The 24,213-nt window shown below is 70.4% G+C and carries 17 protein-coding genes; 5 read left to right on the forward strand and 12 right to left on the reverse strand.

The window, feature by feature from the left end:
* Position 1 precedes the first annotated feature (1 nt).
* The 4 genes from glgX to treY are packed head-to-tail and all read left to right on the forward strand — an operon-like array spanning position 2 to position 8,716.
* Positions 2-2,113 carry a glycogen debranching protein GlgX gene (gene glgX / locus HV742_RS17405; RefSeq protein WP_059270456.1) on the forward strand — a complete coding sequence of 704 codons (2,112 nt, stop codon included), beginning with the start codon at positions 2-4 and terminating at the stop codon, positions 2,111-2,113.
* Positions 2,110-3,897: a malto-oligosyltrehalose trehalohydrolase gene (gene treZ, locus HV742_RS17410; protein ID WP_175145982.1), complete on the forward strand. Its 1,788-nt coding sequence runs from the start codon at positions 2,110-2,112 to the stop codon at positions 3,895-3,897. Before glgX ends, treZ begins: the two co-directional genes overlap by 4 nt.
* Positions 3,894-6,011 (forward strand): 4-alpha-glucanotransferase, encoded by a 2,118-nt coding sequence (malQ, locus tag HV742_RS17415; RefSeq protein ID WP_175145983.1) that lies wholly within the window; start codon positions 3,894-3,896, stop codon positions 6,009-6,011. The genes treZ and malQ overlap by 4 nt, the downstream gene beginning before the upstream one ends.
* Positions 6,008-8,716, forward strand: a complete 2,709-nt coding sequence (gene treY, locus HV742_RS17420) for a malto-oligosyltrehalose synthase (RefSeq protein ID WP_175145984.1) — start codon at positions 6,008-6,010, stop codon at positions 8,714-8,716. The genes malQ and treY overlap by 4 nt, the downstream gene beginning before the upstream one ends.
* 59 nt (positions 8,717-8,775) lie before the next feature.
* Here the strand turns inward: treY and HV742_RS17425 are convergent, their stop codons facing one another.
* The 9 genes from HV742_RS17425 to metC form a co-directional block, all read right to left on the reverse strand.
* Entirely contained in the window at positions 8,776-10,449 is a 1,674-nt protein-coding gene (locus tag HV742_RS17425) for an NAD(P)/FAD-dependent oxidoreductase (RefSeq protein ID WP_175145985.1), read from the reverse strand.
* A gap of 90 nt (positions 10,450-10,539) precedes the next feature.
* The gene (locus HV742_RS17430) at positions 10,540-12,921 is read right to left on the reverse strand and encodes a TonB-dependent receptor (RefSeq protein WP_254601163.1); all 2,382 of its coding nucleotides are present in this window, start codon (positions 12,919-12,921) and stop codon (positions 10,540-10,542) included.
* A gap of 162 nt (positions 12,922-13,083) precedes the next feature.
* Entirely contained in the window at positions 13,084-14,064 is a 981-nt protein-coding gene (locus tag HV742_RS17435) for a FecR family protein (RefSeq protein WP_175145986.1), read from the reverse strand.
* Positions 14,051-14,554, reverse strand: coding sequence for a sigma-70 family RNA polymerase sigma factor (locus HV742_RS17440; RefSeq protein WP_144657361.1), 504 nt, complete (start codon positions 14,552-14,554; stop codon positions 14,051-14,053). The genes HV742_RS17435 and HV742_RS17440 overlap by 14 nt, the downstream gene beginning before the upstream one ends.
* 91 nt (positions 14,555-14,645) lie before the next feature.
* A complete protein-coding gene (locus HV742_RS17445; RefSeq protein WP_175145987.1) occupies positions 14,646-15,401 on the reverse strand; it encodes an amino acid ABC transporter ATP-binding protein in 756 nt (251 codons plus the stop codon).
* On the reverse strand, positions 15,398-16,492 hold the full coding sequence (locus HV742_RS17450) for an amino acid ABC transporter permease (protein ID WP_049073828.1): 1,095 nt from the start codon (positions 16,490-16,492) through the stop codon (positions 15,398-15,400). The genes HV742_RS17445 and HV742_RS17450 overlap by 4 nt, the downstream gene beginning before the upstream one ends.
* Entirely contained in the window at positions 16,489-17,637 is a 1,149-nt protein-coding gene (locus tag HV742_RS17455) for an amino acid ABC transporter permease (RefSeq protein ID WP_063580863.1), read from the reverse strand. Before HV742_RS17455 ends, HV742_RS17450 begins: the two co-directional genes overlap by 4 nt.
* Positions 17,638-17,656: 19 nt before the next feature.
* Positions 17,657-18,820, reverse strand: coding sequence for an amino acid ABC transporter substrate-binding protein (locus tag HV742_RS17460; protein ID WP_175145988.1), 1,164 nt, complete (start codon positions 18,818-18,820; stop codon positions 17,657-17,659).
* 143 nt (positions 18,821-18,963) lie between these two features.
* Positions 18,964-20,112, reverse strand: a complete 1,149-nt coding sequence (metC, locus tag HV742_RS17465; protein WP_175145989.1) for a cystathionine beta-lyase — start codon at positions 20,110-20,112, stop codon at positions 18,964-18,966.
* 108 nt (positions 20,113-20,220) lie between these two features.
* Here metC and HV742_RS17470 point away from each other — a divergent pair, with 108 nt between their 5' ends.
* The gene (locus HV742_RS17470) at positions 20,221-21,135 is read left to right on the forward strand and encodes a LysR substrate-binding domain-containing protein (RefSeq protein WP_175145990.1); all 915 of its coding nucleotides are present in this window, start codon (positions 20,221-20,223) and stop codon (positions 21,133-21,135) included.
* On the opposite strand, the gene HV742_RS17475 is transcribed toward HV742_RS17470, so the two are convergent.
* From HV742_RS17475 to HV742_RS17485, 3 genes are all read right to left on the reverse strand, one after another.
* Positions 21,125-23,242 carry a TonB-dependent copper receptor gene (locus HV742_RS17475; RefSeq protein WP_175145991.1) on the reverse strand — a complete coding sequence of 706 codons (2,118 nt, stop codon included), beginning with the start codon at positions 23,240-23,242 and terminating at the stop codon, positions 21,125-21,127. The two genes, HV742_RS17470 and HV742_RS17475, sit on opposite strands and share 11 nt — an antisense overlap.
* A gap of 88 nt (positions 23,243-23,330) precedes the next feature.
* Entirely contained in the window at positions 23,331-23,729 is a 399-nt protein-coding gene (locus HV742_RS17480) for a DUF2946 family protein (protein WP_175145992.1), read from the reverse strand.
* Positions 23,730-23,996, reverse strand: a complete 267-nt coding sequence (locus tag HV742_RS17485) for a hypothetical protein (protein ID WP_175145993.1) — start codon at positions 23,994-23,996, stop codon at positions 23,730-23,732.
* Between the last annotated feature and the right edge of the window lie 217 nt (positions 23,997-24,213).

Genomic DNA, 24,213 nt, shown 5'->3' on the forward strand with positions numbered 1-24,213 from the left:
CATGGATCCTTCTTTGTTGACCCGCATGACGGCAGGCCAGCCGTACCCCCTGGGCGCCACCAGCGACGGCCTGGGCGTGAATTTCGCGGTGTTCTCGGCCAATGCCACCCGCGTCGAGGTCTGCCTGTTCGACGCCCGCGGCCGCAAGGAACTGCGCCGCTTCGACCTGCCGGAATGCACCGACGAGATCTGGCATGGCTACCTGCCCGATGCGCAGCCCGGCCTGGTCTACGGCCTGCGCGCGCATGGCCCCTACGACCCGCGCAACGGCCACCGCTTCAACCCGCACAAACTGTTGCTGGACCCTTACGCCCGCCAGCTCACCGGTCCGGTCAACTGGAGCGATGCGCTGTTCGGCTACCGCCTGAACCACGCCCGCGCCGACCTGTCCCTGGACCGGCGCGACAGCGCCCCGGCCATGCCCAAGGCCGTGGTGGTCGAGGACCTGCCATTCAACTGGGGCAACAGCAAGCCGCCGCGCACCGCCTGGGCCGACAGCGTCATCTACGAGGTTCACCTGCGCGGCGTCTCGATGCAGCGCGAGGACCTGCGCCAGCCGTTGCGCGGCACCGCCACGGCGCTGGCCGACCCGCGCTTCATCGAGCACCTGCAGCGCCTGGGCGTCACCGCGGTCGAGCTGCTGCCGGTGCACGCCTTCCTGCAGGACCGTTTCCTGCTGGAACGCGGCCTGCGCAACTATTGGGGCTACAACACGCTGTCGTTCTTCGCGCCCGAGCCCTCGTACCTGCAGCACGGCCCGAACGAACTGCGCCAGGCCATCCGCCGGCTGCACGCGGCGGGCCTGGAAGTCATCCTGGACGTGGTCTACAACCACACCTGCGAAGGCAACGAACTGGGACCGACGCTGTCCTGGCGCGGCCTGGACAACGCCAGCTACTACCGCCTGGTCCCGGGCGAGGAGCGGCACTACATCAACGACACCGGCTGCGGCAATACGGTCAACCTGTCGCATCCGCGCGTGCTGCAGATGGTCACCGATTCGCTGCGCCACTGGGTGCGCTCCTATGGCGTGGACGGTTTCCGCTTCGATCTGGGCGTCACGCTGGGGCGCGAAGGCACCGGCTTCGACCCCGGCTCCGGTTTTTTCGATGCCGTGCTGCAGGATCCGGAACTGGCGGCGGTCAAGCTCATTTCCGAACCCTGGGACATCGGCCCGGACGGCTACCAGCTGGGCAATCATCCGCCCGCCTTCGCCGAATGGAACGACCGCTATCGCGACACCGTGCGCCGCTTCTGGCGCGGCGACGAGGGCCAGCGGGGCGACATGGCGGCGCGGCTGACGGCCTCGCGCGACCTGTTCGACCGGCGCCATCGCCGCCCGTGGGCCAGCGTCAACTTCGTCGCCTCGCACGACGGCTTCACGGTGCGCGACGTGGTCAGCTACAACGGCCGCCACAACGAGGCCAACGGCGAAAATGGCGAGGACGGCCACGCCGAGAACTACAGCAGCAATTGGGGCGAAGAAGGCCCGACCGAGGACGAAGCCGTGCTGGAACGGCGCGCCCGCGTGCAGCGCGCCTTGCTCGCCACGCTGTGCCTGTCGGATGGCACGCCCATGCTGCTGGCGGGCGACGAATTCGGCAACAGCCAGGACGGCAACAACAATGCCTACTGCCAGGATTCGCCCCTGTCCTGGCTGGACTGGACCGAGGCGCAGAGCGACCAGGGCCGGGGCTTGAGCCAGGCGGTGGCGCGGGCGCTGGCGCTGCGGCGCGGCCACCCGTCCCTGCGCGCCGCCCGGTATGGCGACGCGGCGCGCGAAGTCCGCCCCGGCATCGCCGCCATCAGCTGGTTCAACCCCGACGGCCAACCCATCGAGCCCGCCTCCTGGGAGGACGCCGGCGCGCGGGCCATGGCCCTGCGCCGCGCGGCCCTTCGCGACGACGGCAGCGCCGACATCACGCTGCTGCTGCTCAATCCCGGCGCCGAGGCGCTTGCGTTCACCCTGCCGGCGCCGGCCCTGGCCTGGATCCGCGAACTCGATTCGTCCGCCCCGACGCCAGCGGCGCCCGTCAACGATGCCGAGGTAACGGTGCCGGCGCAGAGCCTGGTGCTGCTCGCCGCCGCCCCCATGCAGGAGCCGGCGGCATGACGGCCTGGCCCGAACCCTTTTCTTTCGGCGCGCTGCCGCTGCCCGACGGCCGCACGCGCTTCCGCCTGTGGGCGCCGTCCGCGGCGCCGGGCCTGGCCCTGCTGATCGAAGGCCGCGACGCCATCGCGCTGCATCCCGACGCGCAGGGTTACGCCCAGGTTGACGTCGATTGCGGTCCCGGCACGCGCTACCGTTATCGCCTCGGCGACGGCGCCATGGTGCCGGACCCGGCCTCGCGCCTGCAGGACGGCGACGTGCATGACGCCAGCGTCGTGACCGGGCCCGACGCCTACGCCTGGCAGCATGCCGGCTGGCGCGGACGCCCGTGGGAAGACAGCGTGCTGTATGAAATCCACGTCGGCCTGGCGGGCGGCTACGCCGGCGTCCGCCAGCGCCTGCCGGCCCTGGCCGAACTGGGGGTCACGCTGCTCGAACTGATGCCATTGGCCGACTTTCCGGGCGCGCGCAACTGGGGCTATGACGGCGTGCTGCCGTACGCGCCCGACACCGCCTACGGCACGCCCGAGGAACTCAAGGCGCTGATCGACACCGCCCATGGCCTGGGCATGGGCGTGATGCTGGACGTGGTCTACAACCACTTCGGCCCCGATGGCAACTTCCTGCCGCGCTACGCGGCGCCATTCTTCCGCGACGATGTGCCCACGCCGTGGGGCGCGGCGATCGATTTCCGCCAGCCCGCCGTGCGCCGCTTTTTTGAGGAGAACGCGCTGTACTGGCTCAGCGAATACCGCTTCGATGGCCTGCGGCTGGATGCCGTCCACGCCATCGTCGGCCACGAATGGCTGGAGGAACTGGCGCGCCACGTGCGCGGCCAGTTGCCTGGGCGCCACGTGCACCTGGTCCTGGAAAACGACGACAACCGCGCCTCGCTGCTGCAAGCCGGCTACGACGCGCAATGGAACGACGACGCGCATCACGTGCTGCACCATCTGCTGACCGGCGAATCGCAGGGCTACTACGCCGACTACTCGCGCTATCCGGCGCAGGCCCTGGCCCAGTGCCTGGAACAGGGCTGGCTCTACCAGGGCCAGCCTTCGGCCTACCGCGGCGGCCGTCCGCGCGGCGAGCCCAGCGCCCACCTGCCGCCCAGCGCCTTCGTGCTGTTCCTGCAGAACCACGACCAGACCGGCAACCGCGCCCTGGGCGAACGCCTGACGCGCCTGGCGGCCTCGCCCGAGCGCCTGCGCGCGGCGGTGGCATTGCAGTTGCTGATACCGCAGATTCCGCTGATCTTCATGGGCGAGGAATGCGGCAGCGAGGCGCCGTTCCTGTACTTCACCAGCCATGCCGACCCGGCCCTGGCGCAGGCGGTCCGCGAGGGCCGGCAACGTGAATTCCCGGCCTATGCCGCCCACGATGCGGCCACGGCCCTGCCCGATCCCAACGCCCCCGATACCTATGCGCGCAGCGTGCCCTGGCACGACGACACCGGCGATGCCGGCAAGAACTGGCTTACCTATTACCGCGCCCTGCTGCACCTGCGCCAGCACGCGCTCGCCCCGCGCCTGCGCGGGGCCGAGAGCCTGGGCGCGCTGGCGCTCGGGACGGCCACGGTCATGGCGCGCTGGCGGCTGGGCGACGGCGCCGTGCTGACGCTGTACGCCAACCTGGGCGCCGACCGCGAGCCGCTGCCGGCAACGCTGTCGCCACCGGGCGACTTCGCCGATCTGCTGTTCGAGTCCCTGCCCGGCGCGCTTGCCTCGCTGCGCGCCGGCAGCGCCTGCGCCGACAGCGTGGTGGTTCTGCTGGAGGACGCGCCATGAGCGGGACGCTCTCGGCCCTCGCCCTGGCCGCCGGCCTGGCCGAGCATTGGACCGATGCCTATCGCCAGCCGCGCACCGTGGCGCCGGAGACACTGCGCGCCCTGCTGGGCGCGATGGACCTGCCGGCGGACAGCGACGCCGACATCCGCGCCAGCCAGGAACGCCTGGCGCGGGCACGCGGCGACGCGCAACTGCCCGCCATGATGGTGACCACCGCCGGCGGCATGCTGCGCCTGCCCCCCGCCTGCGCGGGTCATTACGAAATCGGCGCCGCCCACGCGAAGCCCCTGGCCGGACACACCACGGCCGATGCCGCCGGCGTGCCGCAACTGGAAGCGCCGACGGTTCCCGGCTACTACACGCTGACCCTGGCCACCGGCACCGTGACCCTGGCTGTGGCGCCCAGCAGCGCGCCCAGTCTGTCCCATCTGCTGGGCGAGCCCCAGCCGCGCGCCTGGGGCCTGGCTGCCCAGGTCTACAGCCTGCGGCGCCCGGCCGCCGACCTGGTCCACGCGACCCAGGGCTTCGGCGACTTCGGCGCGCTGCGCGACCTGGCCGTCAGCGCCGGCGCCGCCGGCGCCGACGTGCTGGCGATGAGCCCGGTGCATGCCATGTTCGCGTCCGATCCCCAGCAGTACAGCCCCTATTCCCCTTCCAGCCGGCTCTTCCTGAACGTGCTCTACGCCGATCCCGCCGCCGCGCTGGGCGAGGCCCAGGTGCGGGCCGCGCTGGCGCGGATGGGGCCGCTGGCGCAGCAGGCGTTGCGCACGCTGGACGCGCGCGACCTGATCGACTGGCCGCAAGCCGCCCATGCGCGCCAGCGGCTGCTGCGGGAGCTATACCGCGACTTCGAACGGGTCGCGACGCCGGACCAGCGCCAGGCGCTGCGGAGCTTCTGCGAGGCGGGCGGGCAGGACCTTCACGACCACGCGCTGTTCGAGGCCTTGCACGAACACCTGGCGCGCATGCCCGGCGCGCCGCGCGCCTGGAGCGCCTGGCCCGACGGCCTGCGCGACCCGCGCTCGCGCGAGGCCCGCGACTTCGCCCAGGCGCAGGCTGGCGAGCTGGCGTTCCACCAGTTCTGCCAGTGGCTGGCCGCCGTCAGCCTGTCGCAGGCGCAACAGGCGGCGCGGCGGGCCGGCATGCGGGTGGGCCTGGTGGCGGACCTGGCGATCGGCGCCAGCCCCGCCGGCAGCCACGCCTGGAGCCACCAGGCCGACCTGATGCGGCGCACCGGCGTGGGCGCGCCGCCCGACATTCACAACCCGCGCGGCCAGGCCTGGGGCCTGACCGCCCTGTCGCCGCAAGCCCTGCATCAATCGGGCTACGCCGCGTTCATCGCGCTATTGCGCGCCAGCCTGGCCCAGACCGGCGGCCTGCGCATCGACCATATCCTCGGCATGGCGCGCCTTTGGTTGATCCCGCAAGGCGCGGCGGCCGGCGATGGCGCCTATCTGCGCTACCCGTTGCGCACGCTGCTGCGATTGACGGCGCTGGAGGCCTGGCGCCACCAGGCCCTGGTGATCGGCGAAAACCTGGGCACGGTGCCCGACGGCTTTGACGACACGCTGCGCGACCACGGCGTGCTGGGCATGGACGTGCTGTGGTTCATGCGCGCGGCGCCCGGCGCAAAGCCGGCGGCCCCGTTCATGCCGCCGGGCGACTGGCCCGCCCAGGCCGCCGCCATGACCACGACACATGACCTGCCCACGCTCGAGGGCTGGTGGCGGGGCCGCGACATCGATTGGCGCGCCGGCCTGGATCTGCTGGGCCCGGCGCAGCGCGAGTCCGACCTGCGCGCGCAACGCGACGCCGATCGCGACAGCCTGTGGCAGGCGGTGCGCGAGCATGCGCACCAGCCCGCCGAGCCTGCCCCCGCGCAGGCGCCCGCGGCCAAGCTGCTGGCCTTCGTGGCGGCGGCGCCATGTCCCCTGACCCTGGTGCCGCTGGAAGACGCCACCGGCACCCTCGATCAGCCCAACCTGCCCGGCGGCGATGCCCGCCATCCCAACTGGCGCCAACGCCAGCCGCTGGCCGCCGCCGATTGCCTGGACGCGCCCGAGGTGCGCGAACGGCTGGCGCTCCTGCGGTCCCTGCGAGGACGCACGCCATGAACGGTATCGACACGCCCCCGGGGCCCGCGCCGTCCCGGCCGCGCGCCACCGCCCGCCTGCAACTGCACGCGGGCTTCACCCTGGACGATGCCCGCGCCCAGGTCGGCTACTTCGCCGCGCTCGGCGTCAGCCACCTGTATCTGTCGCCGATCACGCGCGCCCGCGCCGGGTCGACCCACGGCTACGACGTCATCGACCACGGGCAGGTCAGCCCGGAACTGGGCGGCGAAGCGGCGTTGCGGCGGCTGGCGCAAGCGGCCCGCGCCCACCGACTGGGCCTGATCGCTGACATCGTGCCCAACCACATGGCGGCCGATGTCTCCAACGCCTGGTGGGCCGACGTGCTGCGGCGCGGCGAACGCAGCACGCATTCGCGCTGCTTCGACATCGACTGGCGCGCCCCCGACCCCGCCCTGCGCGGCAAGGTATTGCTGCCGGTGCTGCCCGAACCCTATGGCGTCTGCCTCGACGCCGGCATGATTGTCCTGACGCATGACCCGCAGCACGGCTACGCCATCGACGTGGGCGGCCAACGCTATCCGGTGGCCGAGCCGCCGCCGCCCGCGCAAAACCCCGCACACACCTGCGCGGCGCATGCCGCCGACTCGGCCGCCGGCCGGCGGCGCCTGCACCATCTGCTGGAGCGCCAGCACTACCGCCTGGCCTGGTGGCGCGCCGCGCCCGACCAGATCAACTGGCGCCGCTTCTTCGAGATCCATGAACTGGTCGGCGTGCGGGTCGAGGACGACCTGGTGTTCGACGCCGTGCACGACCTGCCGCTGCGCCTGTATCGCGAAGGCCTGCTGGACGGCCTGCGCATCGATCACATCGACGGCCTGGCCAGCCCGGGCGCCTACCTGAAGCGGCTGCACGGCGCCCTGCTAAGGGCGGCGCCGGAACGCGCCCGTGCCGGCCTGCCGGTCGACCCCTACCTGATCGTGGAAAAGATACTGGCCGACGACGAAAGCCTCGATCCGCGCTGGCAGGCGGACGGCACCACCGGATACGACTTCATGGACCAGGTCGGCGCATTGCTGCATGCGTCGGCGGCGCGCGACCCGTTGACACGGTTCTGGGAGACCCTGAGCGGCGATCCCCGCCCCGCGGCGGCGCAACTGAGCGCAGCGCGCGAACTCATGCTGGCGCGCCACTTCGCCTCGGAACGGCTGGTGCTGGTGCGCGCGCTGACCCGGGTGGCGCGCCTGGACCTGCGCACGCGCGACTGGGCGGCCCCGGCGATCGACCGGGCGCTGACAGCGTTGCTGGCGGCGTTTCCGGTGTATCGCAGCTATGCCGAAGACGGCGGCCGCGGCGCGGCGGACCGGATTCATTGGCAAACCGCGCTGGCCGGCGCCCGCGCCGCGCTGGCGGCCGCGCCCGACAGCCCCGACGACCAGTTGCTGGCACTGCTGGACCAATGGCTGGATGGCTCGCCCGGCGAGCCTTGCGAGGCGGACGCGGCCAACGCCCTGCGCAACGCGCGCGCCCGGGCGCTGCGCCACTTCCAGCAACTGACCCCGCCGCTGGCCGCCAAGGCGCTCGAGGATACGCTGTTCTACCGTTACGGCCCGCTGTTGTCGCGCAACGAGGTTGGCGCCAGCCCGGCGCGCTTCAGCCTGGAACCCGCGGCCTTCCTGGCCGCTTGCGCCGCCCGCGGCCGCAGCCATCCCGACGCGCTGCTGGCCACCGCCACCCATGACCACAAGCGCGGCGAAGACAGCCGCTGCCGCCTCGCCGCGCTGAGCGAAATCCCGCAGGACTGGATCGCCGCCGCCAGCGGCTGGATCGAACGCCTGCCGGGCCCCGAGCAGCGGCCATCGCGCGCCGACCGCTATCTGCTGCTGCAAACGCTGGTCGGCGCCTGGCCCCTGGAGCTGGCCCCCGACGACATCGACGCCCGCCCGGACGCCGTCGCCGCCTGGATCGAGCGCGTCGCGCAATGGCAACTGAAGGCCCTGCGCGAAGCCAAGCTGCACACGCGCTGGACCGCCCCCGACCCGCGCTACGAAGACGCCGCCAGCCAGGCGCTCGACGCGCTGCTGACCACGCCCGACGGCAGGACACTGCTGCGCGAGATCGCCGGCTACGCGCTGCGCCTGGCGCCAGCCGGACTGGTCAACAGCCTGGCCCAGACCCTGCTGCGCAACACGCTGCCCGGCGTGCCGGACCTGTACCAAGGCGCCGACCTGTGGGATTTCAGCCTGGTCGATCCCGACAACCGCCGGCCGGTGGACTATGCCCGGCGCGCGGCGCTGCTGGACGGTGCGCCTGCCGCCGGCGCCATCGACGCCAGCGCGGCCGCCTGGCACAGCGGCGCGGTCAAGCAGGCCCTGATCCAGCGCGCGCTGGCCGTGCGCGCCCGCCATCCGGCGCTGCTGCGCGAGGGCACGCTGCAACCCGTCGCGGCGCAAGGGCCGCGCGCCGCGCACGTCCTGGCATTCCTGCGGCGCCACGAGGACCAGGCCCTGCTGGTCGTCGTGCCGCGCCTGTGCGCCACGGCGATCGCCGGCTATGCGCGGGGCGACGCGGCGACCGCGCGCGACCATTGGGCCGGCACCCGCCTGCTGTTGCCGGACGATGCGGGGGGCGTCTTCCTGGACCCGCTGTCATCGCGCCGGCATCCCTCCGCGACATGGGAACTGGACCAGCTGCTGCATGATCTGCCCGTGGCGCTGTGCGTGAGCGGGGACCCGCGGACCGGATAACCGTGCGCCCGCGACGCCTGCCCCTCGCCGCCGCGCCCGGCCAGGCCATCCCGGTCAGCTCAATAATCGTCGCTGGGACCGCGCCGATTGCCGCCGGTGATGTCGTCTCGGCCCAGCAGATGCAGCGCCACCGCCTCGGCCACTTTCATGCCGTCGATGGCGGCCGACATGATGCCGCCGGCGTAGCCCGCGCCCTCGCCCGCCGGGAACAGCCCGAGGGTGTTCATGCTCTGGAAATCGTCGCGGCGCGTAATGCGCAGCGGCGACGAGGTGCGCGTCTCGACGCCGGTCAGCACCGCGTCGTGCATGGAAAAGCCCTTGATCTGGCGTTCGAACGCCGGAAGGGCTTCGCGGATGGCGGCGATGGCGTAGTCCGGCAGGCTTGACGACAGGTCGGTGAGCGTCACGCCCGGCTTGTACGACGGCGTGACGCTGCCCAGGGCGGTCGACGGCCGGCCCGCCAGGAAGTCGCCCACCAACTGCGCCGGCGCGCTGTAATCGCCGCCCCCCAGTTCGTAGGCGCGCTTTTCCCAATGGCGCTGGAAGTCGATGCCCGCCAGCGGCGAGTCCTCGATGCCGGGAAAGTCCTTGGGCTCGATGCCGACCACGATGCCGGCATTGGCGTTGCGCTCGTTGCGCGAATACTGGCTCATGCCGTTGGTGACCACGCCGCCGGGCTCCGACGCGGCGGCCACCACGGTGCCGCCCGGGCACATGCAGAAGCTGTAGACCGCGCGGCCGTTGCCGGCATGGTGCACCAGCTTGTAGTCGGCCGCGCCCAGCACCGGATGGCCGGCGCTGGGACCGAAGCGGGCGCGGTCGATCACCGACTGCGGATGCTCGATGCGGAACCCCAGCGAGAACGGCTTGGCTTCCATGAACACCCCGCGCTTGTGCAGCATGCGGAAGGTGTCGCGGGCGCTGTGGCCCACCGCCAGCACCACGTGGCTGGCGGCAATGAACTCCCCGCCCGCCAGGCGCACGCCGCGCACCCGGCCGTCCTCGATCTCGATATCGTCCACGCGGCTCTCGAAGCGGAACTCGCCGCCCAGCGCGGCGATCTGCGCGCGCATCTGCTCGATCATCTTGACCAGGCGGAAAGTGCCGATGTGCGGCTTGCTGACATACAGGATCTCGGGCGGCGCATCGGCGGCGACGAATTCCTGCAGCACCTTGCGGCCGTAGTGCTTGGGGTCCTTGACCTGGGTCGAGAGCTTGCCGTCGGAGAACGTGCCCGCCCCGCCCTCGCCGAACTGCACGTTCGACTCCGGCTGCAGGATGTTCTTGCGCCACAGCCCCCAGGTGTCCTTGGTGCGCTCGCGCACCACCCGGCCGCGCTCCAGGATGATGGGCCGGAACCCCATCTGGGCCAGGATCAGCGCCGCGAACAAGCCGCAGGGGCCGAAGCCGATCACGACGGGGCGACGGCTCTCGGGCAGATCGGCCGGCGCGTGGCCGACGTACTGGTATTCCATGGGCGGCGTCGGCATCACCGTGCGCAGGCCGGCGACGCGCTTGAGCACGGCGGCCTCGTCGGCCACCTCGACATCCACGGAATAAGTCAGCGTGATGGCGCTGCGCTTGCGCGCGTCATAGCTGCGGCGGAAGATGGTCAGCGCGAGCAGGGCCTCGGGGGCGATCCCCAGGCGGCTACAGGCCGCGGCGCGCAGGGTGTTTTCGATGTCGTCCTGGGAGGTCGACAGGGGCAGGATGATTTCGGTCAGGCGCAACATGAGGCAGGGGAACCGTGTCAGGGTTCAAGGGCTCGTAAAACGCGTATTAAAACACGCCGACGGCCCTTGCCCCTTGCCCCTTCCCGGTCGCTACCAGCGGTGCTGGTACGTCAGCGTCAGCACCGTGCCCGGGGCCGGCAGGCGGCTGGTATTGGTGCTGGTGCGCATCAACTGGCTATAGAGCGGGTAATAGTCGCGGTTGAACAGGTTCTCGATCCCAACGATCAGCGTGTCCTTCGGCGTGACCTGGTAGCGGCTCATCAGGTCCACCGTGAAGTAGCTGCCCACGTCGCGGCGGCCGAAACTCTCGACGCCATCCAGCCGGTAGTCCTTGGCCCCGAAGTAATTGGCCTGGATGCGGTTGCTCCAGCGCTCGTTGGGCCGGTACTGCAGGTACGCGGTGAGCTTGAGCGGCGGGATGCGGTAGCCGGTCATGTCGCGCCACTGGCCGTTGTCGGGCCGCTCGCGTCCCTTCATCCACGTGAACGTGCCGCCCGTGCCCCATTTCTCGTCGTCGGTCAGGTAGTCCACCGTCGCCTCGATGCCGTGGATGCGCTCCTCGGTGCGGGTCAGGATCAGGCCGTTGTTGAAGCTCTGCACATCGCCCAGCTTGGAGGTGGTGTAGAACAGCGCCAGCGACGCCGTGGTGTTGCCCACCCCGCCGCGCCAGCCCAGCTCGTAGTTGTTGGTCTTGACCGGCTGCAGGTCCGACGAGCCGATGTCGAAGCCCGGCCGCGCGTTGCGCATCTGCACGCCGATGTCCGGCAACTGGAAGCCCTGGCTGAAGTTGGCGTACAGCTCCTGGCCGCGGATCGGCGCGTAGGACAGGCCGGCGTTGAACAGGAAGGCGTCGTAGCTGACCGAGCCGCCCCGCACCGAGGCTGGCGACGCCACGCGCGATTGCGACAGCGGCACGAAGTCGCCGAAGCGGGCGGTGGCGTACTCGTAGCGCGCCCCGCCCTGCACCGACCATTGCTCGTTGAAGCGGTGCTCCAGCTGGCCGAAGATGCCGGTGCTGCGCGAGGTCAGCTCGGGCATGTAGGTCAGGCGGCCGGTCTTGCGGAACACCCGGCCGCCGCTGGCGTCGTAGGCCGCCGCGTCGAACACGTCGATCGGCATGTCGCTGCGTTCCTGGTTGAAGTCCATGCCCCACAGCAGTTTCGACTGCTCGCCCAGCGGCGTGTCGATCGTCAGCCGGCTGCCGAACACCTTGCTGTTCTGCATGACCTGGTCGACGTTGCCGCCGCGCGTGACCACGGCGCGCGCGTCGAACGGCGTGAAGCGCGTGTAGTAGTCGCGGTAGTACATCTGCGCCGTGACCTTGCTGCCCAGCAGGTCCAGGTGTTGGTATTCGAGGTTCACCAGCGTGTTGCGGATCTGGTTCTGGTCGGCCAGGTCCAGGCCGCCGAGCGGCAGCGCGCGCGCCGTGCCCGGCGGCAGGCGGCCGACCGAGGGATCCGAGGTGTAATCGGAATGCTGGTCGGCGTTGTAGTAGCTGGCCGACAGCTGCAGGCGCTGCTTGTCGTCCAGCCGCAGGCCCAGCTTGCCGCCCAGGCTGTAGATGTTGGAGTCGAACAGATCGCCCTGGCTGGGTTCGGGCGCGATGCGGCGGCCGCGCGCGTCGTAGGAGGCGCCGTTGTGGCGCGCGCCCAGGTCCAGCGCGTAGTCCAGCATGCCCTGGCTGCCGGCGAAATGCTGCTGCAGTTGGCCGCCCAGCCCGTCCGAATTCAGCCGGCTCAGCGGGCTGACGGCGGTCACGGTGGTTTCGGCCACCGGTTCGCCGCCGGCGGGCCGGGTGGTGATCGAGACGATGCCGCCGGTGGCCCCGGCGCCGTAGATCGAGCTGCTGCCGCGCAGCACTTCGACGCGCTCGATGGTGGCCGGGTCGATGTTGGCCAGATTGCGCGACGAATCGCGGTTGGTGTTCAGCGGAATGCCGTCCACCAGCACCAGCACGCCGCGTCCGCGCAGCGTCTGGCCATAGTCGGTCATGGTGCGGCTGGAATCGGCCATCCCCGGCACGGTCTTGGCCAGCACGCTGGCCAGGCTGTCCGAGCCGGTGCGCAGTTCCTGCAAGGCGTCGCGCTCCAGCACGATGGTCTGCTGCACGGGGCTGACCAGGTTGCTGGCCGTGCGCGAGGCGCTGACCTCGATCGGCGCCATCACGGTGGCGCCGCCGCTGGCCGCCTCGGGTTCGATGAGGGTGGCCGAGCCTTCCTGCCGCAGCCGCAATGGTTTGCCCTGCAGCAGCGCGGCCAGCGCCTGTTGCGGCGTCATGGACCCGGACAGCGCCGGCGCCTGCATGCCGGCCACGGTCTGGGGCGCATAGAAAATCTGCAGGCCGTGCGTTTCGGCCAGCCGCTTGAGCGCCTGGTCGAGCGATTGCGCCGGCATGTCGATGGCGACGGGCGCCGTCGCCTGCGCGTCGGCCATCCCCGGACCGAACGCCAGCACTGCCGCCATCGCGGCCATCGTCAGGCGCGCGGCCACCGGCGCGCCTTGTCCCATTTTCTTGTGAACCACAGCTTCTGCTCCTGATCCGTCATCGATGGGCCCCATGCCCCACGGAATCAAGAAGAAGACGCAATACGGCAAAAAAACCTGAATGCCCGGCCGAACTATTTTGTAACAGCATCAACGCGCCGAAATCTCGCTGCGGCCGTCGGCCAGCTGGCGCACCTGCACCGGCAGGATGTGCGGCAAAGCCGTCAGGAAGGCGTCCGTGTCGCGGGTCTGGAACACGCTGGTCACGGTGAGATGCGCCACCCCGGCTCCCAGCACGATCGGGTGCTGCCGGTACCGCGATACTTCCCGCGCCGCCGTGGCCAGGTCGGTATTGCTGAAGCGGATCTGGCCGCCGCGCCAGGCCAGCGTCGCCGCCACGTCGGCGGGCTCGACCCCTCCGGCCTGCCCGGCCGCGCCGATGCGCACGCCCTGCCCGGCCGCGACCGGCAAGGCCGCCGCGTCGTGCGCGCCGGCCACCTTGACCGAACCCGACTCCACCAGCACCCGCACTTGGTCCGCGTCGCGGCGCACGTCGAAGCGCGTGCCGGTCACGGTGGCGGTGCCCAAGCCGGCATCCACCACGAACGGGCGGGCGGCGTTCTTCTCGACCGAGAACAGCGCCTCGCCCGCCACCAGCAGCACGCGCCGCTCGACATCGTCAAAGCGCACGCGGATATGGCTGTTGCTATTCAATTCGGCGCGGGAACCATCGGGCAGCGCCACGCTGCGCAGTTCGCCAACCTGTGTCTGGTATTCGGTCCAGCCCGCGCCGCGCGGCCACAGCGCCCAGCCGCCGACGGCGAGGATCGCGGCGCCCAGGCTCAAGGCCAGCGCGGCTCGCCGTCCGGAATGGGACGCGCGGCCCGGCGCTTCGGCCAGGGCGCGCAGGCGCTCGGGCGCGACGGCGTCCGCGGCCTGCCAGATCGATTCCAGCAGGCGGTACTCATAGGCGTGGCGCGGATCGGCCGCCAGCCAGTCGGCGCGCGCCTGTTCCTGCGCGGCGTCCCACTCGCCGGAATGGGCGCGCGCGAACCAGCGCGCCGCCTCGGCGCGAATGGCGCCGGCCTCGCCGCCGGCCTGCCCGGGCGATGCGGCGTCAGTGGGGCGCATACGCCCCCAGCCGCTCGCGCAGATGCAGCGCGGTACGGATCATGTATTTCTCGACCATGTTCTTGCTCAATCCCATGCGTTCGGCGATCTCGGCCTGCGTCAGGCCTTCCAGCCGCTGCCAGACGAACACCTGGCGGCACTTGAGCGGCAGTTCCGCCAGCGCCGCTTCCAGCGCCTGGCCCAGCTGGCCGGTGCGCGCCTGGGCCATCGGGTCGCCCAAGGGGCTGGCGTGGTCGGCAATGGTATCAAGCGGCACCCATTCCTGCCCGCCGTCGCGGCGGAACTGATCGACGGCCGCGTTGCGCGCGGCCTGGTGCAGATAGGCGCGCGGCTGCGCCACCTGCGCCGGGTCGGTTTCCAGGCACTTCACCAGCGCGTCGTGGGCCAGGTCGCGCGCGGCGTCGCGGCAGCCCAGCTTGCGGGTCCAGACCGCGAGCAGCTCTTCGTAATAGGCCAGGAAGCCGGAGGGACGGGACGGACGCAAGGACATGACGCACAATCGACAGAGGCATGCATGATAATGGTTTCCATTTTCATAAACAAACCCGGGCGTGATGGCTGCGTCCGCCGCCCTGCCCGCCTCAATGCAGGATGCGCTCCAGGAAGGCGCGCGTGCGTTCATGCCGGGGGTTGTCGAAGAAATCGCCCGGCTCGCCAATCTCGATGATGCGGCCGCCGTCCATGAACACCACCCGGTCGGCGACGTTGCGGGCAAAGCCCATCTCGTGGGTCACGCACAGCATGGTCATGCCGTCCTCGGCCAGCGAGGTCATGGTGTCCAGCACTTCCTTGACCATCTCCGGATCGAGCGCCGAGGTCGGCTCGTCGAACAGCATGATGCGCGGCTGCATGCAAAGCGAGCGGGCGATGGCCACGCGCTGCTGCTGCCCGCCCGACAACTGGCCCGGGTACTTGCCGGCCTGGTCGGGAATGCGCACCCGCTCCAGGTAGCGCATGGCCACATCCACCGCCTGCGCGCGCGGCATGCGCCGCACCTGCGTCGGCGCCAGGATGCAGTTCTCCAGTACGGTCAGGTGCGGGAACAGGTTGAAGTGCTGGAACACCATGCCGGCGTCGGTGCGCACGCCGTCCACGGCGCGCAGGTCGTCGCTCAGCTCAACCCCGTTGACCACGATGGAGCCCTGCTGGTGGCGTTCGAGCCGGTTGATGCAGCGGATCATGGTGGATTTGCCGGAACCGGACGGCCCGCAGATCACCAGGCGCTCGCCGGCCCGGACCTGCAGGTTGATGTCCTGCAGCACATGGAATTCGCCATACCACTTGTGCATGCCGGCGATGGCGATGGCGGGCGGCGTAGCGGCGGAAGGCGTGGTCATCGGAGTTCCCCTTTTTTATAGCGATGCTCCAGCCACATCGAATAGCGCGACAGGCCGAAGCAGATGCAGAAATAGATCGATGCGATGAAGAGATAGGTCTCGACGTAGGGCGTGGGCCAGGCCGGGTCGGTCAGCGCCGCGCGCCCTGAGCTGAGCAGGTCGAACAGGCCCACGATCAGCACCAGGCTGGTGTTCTTGATCATCACGATGGCGGTATTGGTGAGCGGCGCGATCACCTTGCGCAGCGCCTGCGGCAGCACCACCAGACGCGTCATCTGCCACCATGACAGCCCCAGCGCGCGCGAGGCCTCGGCCTGCCCGGGCGGGATCGCCTGCAGGCCGCCGCGGATCACCTCGGCCAGATACGCGGCCGAGAACACCGTCAGCGCGATGCCGGCGCGCAGCAGGCTGTCGATGGTCATGCCGGCCGGCAGCATGATGGGCAGCACGATCGAGGCCATGAACAGCAGGCTGACCAGCGGCAAGCCTCGGATCAGCTCGATCACGCCGATGCTGATGAAGCGCGCCGTCGGCAGGCTGCCGCGGCGTCCCAGCGCCAGCAGCACGCCCAGCGGCAGTCCGGCGCCCAGCGCGCATACCGCCAGCAGCAGCGTGATCGGCAGGCCGCCCCACGACGAGGTCGGCACCCGCGCCAGGCCGAACATGCCGCCCTGCATCAGCGCCAGGCCCGCCAGCAGCCCCGCGATCCAGATGACCGCCGTGCGGGCGCGCCATTGGCGCGGGCTGAGCGAGAACACCGTCATCGCCAGGATGAACAGGCAGACCACGGTGGGCCGCCATTGCTCGCCGGGCGGATAGATGCCGAACAGGATCTGGCGCATCTTCTCGCCCAGGAAGGCCCAGCAGGCGCCGCCGGCCTGGCGGCAGACAGCGCCCGTGGCGCCCGGCCAGACGGCATCCAGCACCGCCCAGTTCAGCAGCTTGCCGGCCGCGGCCAGCACCAGCGCCAGCGTGGCCACGGTGGCGAGCGCGCTGACGGCGCTGCCGAACAGGCGGTGCCAGGCGCTGTCGCGGCGGTCCGCCGGCGGCGGCAGAACCCGCGGCAGAGAGGAAGGATGGGACAGGCTCATGCGCGTTGCGTCCTCAGGATGCGGCGGTTGTACAGATTCATGAAGAGCGACACGCTCAGGCTGATGCTCAGGTACACCGCCATCAGCACCGCCACGCCCTCGATGGCCTGGCCGGTCTGGTTGATGGTGGTGGTGATGACGAAGGACAGGTCCGGGTAGCCCACCGCCAGCGCCAGCGTGGTGTTCTTGATGATGGACAGGTACTGGCTGGTCATCGGCGGGATGATCACGCGCAGCGCCTGCGGCACCACGATCCAGCGCAACGCGGCGCCGGGCTTCAGGCCCAGCGAATGGGCCGCTTCCCACTGGCCGGCGGGCACCGCGTCGATGCCGCCGCGAATGATCTCGCCGGAGAACGCGGCCGAGTAGATCGTCAGTCCCACCAGCAAGGCGGTGAATTCCGGCGTGAAGGCGCTGCCGCCGGCAAAATTCAGGCCGCGCAGCGCCGGCACGTCGGCGTGCAGCGAGGCGCCGCCCCACTGCGCCACGGCGGCCACCAATGCCAGCGCCGCGACCAGGCCCAGGCTGCGCCACGGCATGCGCGGCGCCACCGACCGGCGCGCCAGGCGCCACGCGCCCCACAGCAGCAGCGCCGCCGCGCCCAGCGCCCACCACAGCGGCTGCGTATCGCCCTGCAACGACAGGCTGGGAAAGAACAGCCCGCGCACCGACAGGAACACGCCTGGCAGCGGCTGCAGCGCCTGCCGCGCCGGCGGCAGGTTGATCGTCACCAGGCTGTACCAGAACAGCAGTTGCACCACCAGCGGCGTGTTGCGCACGGCTTCCAGGTAGACCGTGGCCACGCCCGTCACCAGCGGATGGCGGCTGCGGCGCGCCAGCGCCAGGCCGAAGCCCAGCAGCGTCGAGGCCGCGATCACCAGCGCCGAGATGTACAGCGTGTTGGCCAGCCCCACCAGGAAGGCGCGGCCGTAGCTATCGGTGGGCTGGTAGGCCAGCAGGCTTTCGGCGATGGGAAAACGGGCCGCCTCGCCGAGGTAGTCAAAACCCATGGCGATGCCGCGCTGGGTCAGGTTGGCGTGGGCGTTCCAGGCCAGCCAGCCCACCGCGCCGACGAAGGCGCCGGCGATCAGCAGTTGCGCCAGGACGGACCGGGCGCGGCCGTCGAACCAGAGTCGCTTGAACATGATGAGCCCCGCCCGCCGCTCAGTTGAAGACGTACGGGTACATCAGGCCACCGTCGCGATACAGGCGGTTCATGCCGCGCTCGAGCTTCATCGGGCTGTTCTTGCCGACGTTGCGCTCGAAGATCTCGCCGTAGTTGCCCAGCTGCTTGACGATGTTGTAGGCCCAGCGCTCGTCCAGGCCCAGCGCCTTGCCGTTGCCCGGCTCCGTGCCCAGGAAGCGGGCGATGCGCGGATCGTCGGACTTGAGCATGTCGTCGACGTTGGCCTGGGTGATGCCCATGTCCTCGGCGGCGATCGGCACCTGGATGACCCATTTGACGATGTCGAACCAGCGGTCGTCGCCATGGCGCACCGACGGCGTCAGCGCCTCGCTGTGGCCGCTGGCCGGGAAGATCACGTAGTCGTCCGGGTTCTGCGCCTGGGTCGCGCGCACCGCCGCCAGCGCCGAGGCGTCGGTGATGAGGCCGTCGCAGCGGCCCGAGAAGAACGCCTGGCGCGAGGCCGCGACGTTGTCGAACAGCACGGTCTTCAGGCCCAGCTTGAACTTGCGCGACAGGTCGGCCACCGTGACCTCGTTGGTCGAGCCGGTCTGCACGCAGATGGTGGCGCCGTTCATGTCCTTGGTCTGGGTGATGCCCAGGTCCTTGCGCACCATGAAGGCGTCGTACTCGTAGTAATTCGGGTAGGTGAAGTTGATGCCGTTGGCATCGCGCCGCAGGGTCCACGAGGTGGTGCGCGGCAGCACGTCGATCTGGCCGGTCTGCAGGGCCGTCAGGCGCTGCTGGCCGGTCAGCGGCACGAAGCGCGTCTTGCTGGCGTCGCCCAGCACCGCGATGGCGATGGCGCGGCAGGTGTCGACGTCCAGGCCCTTCCAGTTGCCGTCCTTGTCGGGCGCCGAGAAGCCGGTGGTGCCATGGCCGGAACCGCAGATGACGTAGCCGCGGGCGCGGATCTGGTCGACGGTGGGGCTGTTGGCCTGGGTGACGGCCGCCGCCACCGGCGAGGCGCCGGCGGCGGGCGCTTGTGTCGCGGTTTGTGTCGCGGTTTGTGTCGTGGCTTGTGTCGCGGTTTGTGCCTCGGGTTGCGCCGCGGACTGGGCGGCGGCCTGGGCCGGCACGACGGTCGGCACGCAGGCCGCGATGGCCAGGGCGAGACAACGGTAAGTCTGCTTGAAGCTGAACATGGCAATTCCCCTTGCTATGTGGTGAGCGCCTCGGGGCGCTTCGTGCCGGTCGGCCATGCGCGGCCGGCCGGTGTGTTGAACTGGATTCGGCGCAAAGCGCCGTCCGGGCGGGTCGGGCGCCCGCCTCGCGCCCGGCCGCGCGCTCAGCGTCGCGCCTGGTACGCCGCCAGCGCGCCGCGCAGGTCGTCCTTGAGCGTGTCCACATCCTCCAGCCCGATCGATAGCCGCACGATCGGCCGGTCGGTCGCCGGGTAGGCGCGGCCCGCCTGCAAGTCGGCCGGGTAATAGGCCGCCAGGCTGTGCACCCCGCCCCAGCTGGCGCCGATGGCGAAATGGCGCAGCGAATCGAAGAAGCCGTTGAAGGCCGCCTCGGGCGCCGGCGCCAGCACCATCGAGAACAGGCAGCCGTTGGTGTGGAAGTCGCGCCGCCACAGGGCGTGGCCCGGGTCCGACGGCAGCGGCGGGTACAGCAGGCGCTCGACCTGCGGCTGGCTTTGCAGCCACTTGGCCACGCGCAGCGTCGCGTCGCTCTGCGCGCGCAGCCGCAGCGCCAGCGTCTCCAGGCCGCGCAGCACCAGGAAGCAATCGTCCGGGCTGACCTGCTGGCCCAGGATGCTCTGGGTCTCGCGCAGCACGGCGTAGTGGCCGGCGTCGTTCATGCTGATGCTGCCCATCAGCACGTCGGAGTGGCCGCCGAAGAACTTGGTGGCGGCCTCGACGCTGAAGTCGACACCGTGCGCCAGCGGCTGGAAGCCGAGCGGGCTGGCCCAGGTGTTGTCCATCATGGTCAGCACGCCATGGCGGCGCGCGGCGGCGGCGATGGCGGGCACGTCGACCATTTCCATGGTGACGGTGCCGGGCGCCTCCATGCAGATCATGCGGGTGGCCGGGCGGATCAAGGCCTCGATGCCGGCGCCGATGGACGGGTCGTACAGCTCCACGTCCACGCCCATGTGCGCCAGCCATTTCTCGCCGAAGGTCTTGAGCGCGCCATAGCAGGCGGCCGACAGCAGCAGGTGGTCGCCGCCGCGCACGAAGCCCATCACCACCGTCATCAGCGCCGCCGCGCCGGACGGCGTGATGACGCAATGGCGGCCGCCTTCCAGCGCGGCGATGCGGTCTTCCAGCAGGCGCGCCGTGGGCGTGCCGGTGACGCCGTAGCTGAAGCCGTCGGGCTGGCGGTGCTTGCGGTTGACGAAGGCGTCGAGCGAATCGAACACCACGGTGGAGGCCCGCTGGACGGCGGGCGAGAGACTGGCGAAATCTCTATTAGTCTGATTGATAGCTTTCATCTACTCTATTTGCTGGGCTTAGGAGTGATCGGGAACAGCGCCAGTGTCTGTCTTTCCCACCATTGCCTCAACAATCGAAAAAACTTAGTCAATAAGCGGGACTTATAGATGGACATGCGCGAGATCCAGGTCTTCCGGGCCGTGATGCAGGCCGGCACCACCAGCAAGGCCGCCACCCTGCTGGGCATTTCGCAGCCGGCGGTGAGCCAGGCCATCCGCAAGCTGGAAACCTCGTCGGAACTGCGCCTGTTCGAGCGCGTGCGCGGCCGGCTGGTGCCGACCCAGGAGGCCGGCGCGCTGATGGAGGAAGTGGACCGCTGCTTCGCCGGCTTCGAGCTGATCGAGCACCGCATCCGCAGCCTGAAATCGTTCGGCGTCGGGCGCCTGGCGGTCGGCTCGCTGCCGGCGCTGGGCACCGGTTTCATGCCGCGCGCCATTGCCGCCTTCGGCCTGCAGGACCGCCGCATCCAGATGTCGTTCCAGATCATGAGTTCGCGCGAGGTGCTGCGGCAGGTCGCGGCCGGCCAGCTCGATTTCGGCCTGATGGCCGACGAGCTGTCGGTGGCCGGCCTGGAGCACTCGGAATTCCTGCGGCTGCCGGGCGTGATCGCCATGCACAGCCGCCATCCGCTGGCGGCGCGGCCGCGCATCACGCTGCGCGACCTGACCGAACACCCCTTCATCGCGCTCAACCCCGAGGACGCCAGCCGTCGACGGCTGGAAGCCGCGCTGCACGACCAGGGCCTGGCGCTGCGGCCGGTGCTGGAGACGCCCTACTCCAATTCCGTCTGCGAGTTCGCCCTGCACGGGGTGGGCATCGGCATGGTGCATCCGGTCATGGCGCTGGACTACCTGGCGCGCGGGCTGGCCATCAAGCCGCTGGAACTGGACATCGGTTTCACCTGCCTGCTGGTGTTCCGGCCCGGCACACCGCTTTCGGAAAACGCGCGGGCGTTGCTGAAAGCGATGCGCATCGAGCTGGAACGGGACCTCAAGCGGATCCGGACGGCGCTCAGTACTTGAAGCTCAGGCGCGCCCAGAGGGTGCGGCCGGGTTCATTGAAGGCCGTGTTGGCGGCAAAGCCGAAGCCGGCGTCGCCCGCCAGGTTCAGGTGCTCGGCGTAGGTCTTGTTGAACAGGTTGTCCACGCCCAGCGACAGCTTGACCTGCTTGCTGACCGCGTAGCCGCCGTTCAGCGAGAACACGCCGAAGCCGGCGCTGGGGCCGAAGTCCTTGCCCACCACGTTGCCCTGGTTCAACGCGTAGCGGCGCTGCGCCGCCACCAGCCGCCACAGCGCGCCGGCAGACCACGTGCCGTCGTCGTAGGCCGCGCTGAGCTTGGCTTCCAATGGCGGCATCTGCGGCAAGGCGCGGCCGTCGCTGCGATTCTGGCCCCAGGCATACGCCAGCGTCGCGCCCAGCTTCCAGCGCGGCGCCGCCTGGTAGGACAGCCCCAGTTCGCCGCCGGCGATGCGGGCGTCGATGTTGGCGGCCTGCGTCGAGCCGCCGTGCATGCCATGGCCCCCATGCATGCCACCCATGCCCCCCATGCCCCCCATGCCCCCCATGCGGCTCTTGGCGTAGTCGAACAGGATGAAGTCGTCGACATAGCCGGCGTAGCCGGACACCCAGGCATCCACGGTCTCGGTCTTGTACTGCGCGCCGAAATCGATCTGCGTCGTCTTCTCGGGCTTGACGCCGCGGAACGCGTTGACCGACCCGTCGGGCCCCTTTTTCGGCGAGAACAGCTCCCAGTAGTCCGGGAAGCGTTCCGCGTGGCCCAGGCCGACGTACACCGTGGCCGGCAGGTCCGCCAGGTCCCGCTCGTAGCGCAGGAACCCGCTGGGCAGCGTCTCATTGCGGCGTTCGCCGGCCGTGGGGTTGGGCCTGGCCATCATCATGGACCCGCTGCTGAGCCGGAAGTCCTTGGCCGAGGCCCAGTCCACCCGCGCGCCGCCGATGACCCGACTGTCCTGCGTGGCGTGCCAGGTCAGTTCGCCGAACAGGCCGGTGTTGGCGAAGCTCGCGTCCTTGACCCAGCTCTGCGAGCGGTACGAGACCGTGTCCGTGCCGCTGCGCGAGCGGTGCCGGCTCTGCTGGAAATCCAGGCCGGTCACCAGGCTCAGGTCCGGCGCCAGGTTCCAGGTGCCGGCGATGCGGCCGCCCCAGGTCGCGCGATCCACGTCCGAGGCCATCGCCATCGGCATCATGCCGTGCGGGTCCGGCGTGCGCAGCGTGTAGTTGTCCATCACGTGATCGGCGTAGTTGTAGTAGAGCTGCGCCTCCAGCTTGTCCAGCACGCCGCCCAGGTTGCGCTTCTCGAAGCGCAGGCCGAAGCTTTCGCGCTTGAACTGCGAGCCGTCCATGCCGCGCCCGGCGTAGCGCGCGTTGCCATCGCCGGTGCCGGCGGTCAGCTCGTACAGGGTGTCGGCGTCGGGCGTGAAACCCAGCGCCAGGTCGGCGTTCCACTTATCCCAGCGCGACGGCACCTTGTTGCCGTCGCCGTCCTTGTAGTCCTGGGCGTGCGAATGGTTGGCGGTGATGCGGGTGTAGACCTTGTCGTTGCCCACGGTCAGGTCGGCGGCCTGGTCGTTGCGGCCGTTTGATCCGCCCACGAGGCTGCCGTCGAAGCGCACGCCAGGCTCGGTGAAACGCGGCGTGTCGCGGTCGAAGCGGATGGTGCCGGCCGAGGCGCCCGGCCCCCACAGCACCGTCTGCGGGCCCTTGATGACGGTCAGCTTGTCGAAGTTCTCGGGCGAGATGTACGAGCTGGGCGCGTCCATGCGCGCCGGGCAGGCGCCGGGCATCGAGGTGCCGTTGGTCAGGATGTTCAGGCGCGAGCCGAACATGCCGCGCAATACCGGATCGCCGTTGGTGCCGCCGTTGCGGATGGCCGAAAAACCGGGAATGGTCTTGAGGTAGTCGGTGCCGTCGCTGGCCGGCAGGGGCTGGCGCGGGATCTTCGGGTCGGTGGTGAAGGTCAGCGGCGCGCTCGGGGCGACGCCCGTGATCACCACCGGATCGGTGATGGTGATGGCGTCGGCGCCGGCGGCCTGCGACCAGGCGGGAAACGACGCGGCCAGGGCGGTGACCAGGCAGGTCGCCCGCAGGATGTCCTTGTTCTTGTGCATGAGAGTCTCTGGATCTGAACGGGCTGGACGCGCGCGACCGCGCGGGCCGCAAGCAAGGCGCGCCAGCAACAACGGGAACGGGTGGGGTTCAGGCCAGGACGGGCGGCGCGCGCGACTGCCGTGGCAATCGCGCCTGCGCGCTGGAGAAGTGGATGTCGACAGTGGGCGCCGGCAGCGCCTGTCGCGTCGGGGGCAGGCGCCAGGCCAGCGGCAACGGTCCGGGTAGCGCGGCGGCGCCGAGCATGGCGCAGCCGGCGAAGCAGCAATGCGGCAAGGCGCCACTGTGTTGTTGCGCGTCCTGCGCGACGCCGCCCTCGGCGTCCAACGTGACCACGCGCGGACCGCTGGCCGTGCAGATGATGGTGGTGGCGCCCGGCGCGGCGCCGGGACCGGGCAAGGCGGCGGAGGCGATCAGCGCCTGGAACACGAACAGGAACGCCGCGACTAGCGCGGTCCATCGTCTCCCGGTATTGGCGCCCGTGTGCATTCACATCCCCTCGAAGGCGCCGATGGTAGCACGCAGGATCCGGCCCAAAAGATGCGCGGCTCCTTGTAGGACGCTCGGAGACGTGCCATCGGCCGCGGCCGATGCGCGGGCTTGATCCGCATCAAGCCCGCGCATCGGATCAGGCCGGCTGGCGCAGGCGGGCTGGCCGTTGATGGCGCCATGGATCCGCATGACTTCGGCCATCTGGCCGCCGACACTGCGGCCCGGCTTGAGCGCGGTCATCGGCCCCCGAAAGACCGTGGCCATGTCCTTGCCGCGCAGCCTACCCGTCCCGGGACGCATCGTGAGCGCCTCCGGTCCGAGAAACCGCCACATGCCGGAAAACGCGGGTGCGGCGGGCCGGTTACAACGCCCGGCTATGAGTTAACGGTAATTGAATATTTCCAAATACCGGGCGGCATAAGCATCATGCGGTATCGGGGCCTTCCGCCCCGGCCGCGGGTTTCCCGCGTAGCGCCTTTCA

Source organism: Achromobacter ruhlandii (assembly GCF_902859695.1).
GTDB classification, from domain to species: domain Bacteria; phylum Pseudomonadota; class Gammaproteobacteria; order Burkholderiales; family Burkholderiaceae_B; genus Achromobacter; species Achromobacter ruhlandii.

What these genes read in the sequence shown, in the direction of transcription:
- glgX (WP_059270456.1), top strand. Translation starts at nt 2, where the DNA reads ATGGATCCTTCTTTGTTGACCCGCATGACGGCAGGCCAGCCGTACCCC.
- treZ (WP_175145982.1), top strand. Translation starts at nt 2,110, where the DNA reads ATGACGGCCTGGCCCGAACCCTTTTCTTTCGGCGCGCTGCCGCTGCCC.
- malQ (WP_175145983.1), top strand. Translation starts at nt 3,894, where the DNA reads ATGAGCGGGACGCTCTCGGCCCTCGCCCTGGCCGCCGGCCTGGCCGAG.
- treY (WP_175145984.1), top strand. Translation starts at nt 6,008, where the DNA reads ATGAACGGTATCGACACGCCCCCGGGGCCCGCGCCGTCCCGGCCGCGC.
- HV742_RS17425 (WP_175145985.1), bottom strand. Translation starts at nt 10,449, where the DNA reads ATGTTGCGCCTGACCGAAATCATCCTGCCCCTGTCGACCTCCCAGGAC.
- HV742_RS17430 (WP_254601163.1), bottom strand. Translation starts at nt 12,921, where the DNA reads ATGGCCGCGATGGCGGCAGTGCTGGCGTTCGGTCCGGGGATGGCCGAC.
- HV742_RS17435 (WP_175145986.1), bottom strand. Translation starts at nt 14,064, where the DNA reads ATGCGCCCCACTGACGCCGCATCGCCCGGGCAGGCCGGCGGCGAGGCC.
- HV742_RS17440 (WP_144657361.1), bottom strand. Translation starts at nt 14,554, where the DNA reads ATGTCCTTGCGTCCGTCCCGTCCCTCCGGCTTCCTGGCCTATTACGAA.
- HV742_RS17445 (WP_175145987.1), bottom strand. Translation starts at nt 15,401, where the DNA reads ATGACCACGCCTTCCGCCGCTACGCCGCCCGCCATCGCCATCGCCGGC.
- HV742_RS17450 (WP_049073828.1), bottom strand. Translation starts at nt 16,492, where the DNA reads ATGAGCCTGTCCCATCCTTCCTCTCTGCCGCGGGTTCTGCCGCCGCCG.
- HV742_RS17455 (WP_063580863.1), bottom strand. Translation starts at nt 17,637, where the DNA reads ATGTTCAAGCGACTCTGGTTCGACGGCCGCGCCCGGTCCGTCCTGGCG.
- HV742_RS17460 (WP_175145988.1), bottom strand. Translation starts at nt 18,820, where the DNA reads ATGTTCAGCTTCAAGCAGACTTACCGTTGTCTCGCCCTGGCCATCGCG.
- metC (WP_175145989.1), bottom strand. Translation starts at nt 20,112, where the DNA reads ATGAAAGCTATCAATCAGACTAATAGAGATTTCGCCAGTCTCTCGCCC.
- HV742_RS17470 (WP_175145990.1), top strand. Translation starts at nt 20,221, where the DNA reads ATGGACATGCGCGAGATCCAGGTCTTCCGGGCCGTGATGCAGGCCGGC.
- HV742_RS17475 (WP_175145991.1), bottom strand. Translation starts at nt 23,242, where the DNA reads ATGCACAAGAACAAGGACATCCTGCGGGCGACCTGCCTGGTCACCGCC.
- HV742_RS17480 (WP_175145992.1), bottom strand. Translation starts at nt 23,729, where the DNA reads ATGCACACGGGCGCCAATACCGGGAGACGATGGACCGCGCTAGTCGCG.
- HV742_RS17485 (WP_175145993.1), bottom strand. Translation starts at nt 23,996, where the DNA reads ATGGCCACGGTCTTTCGGGGGCCGATGACCGCGCTCAAGCCGGGCCGC.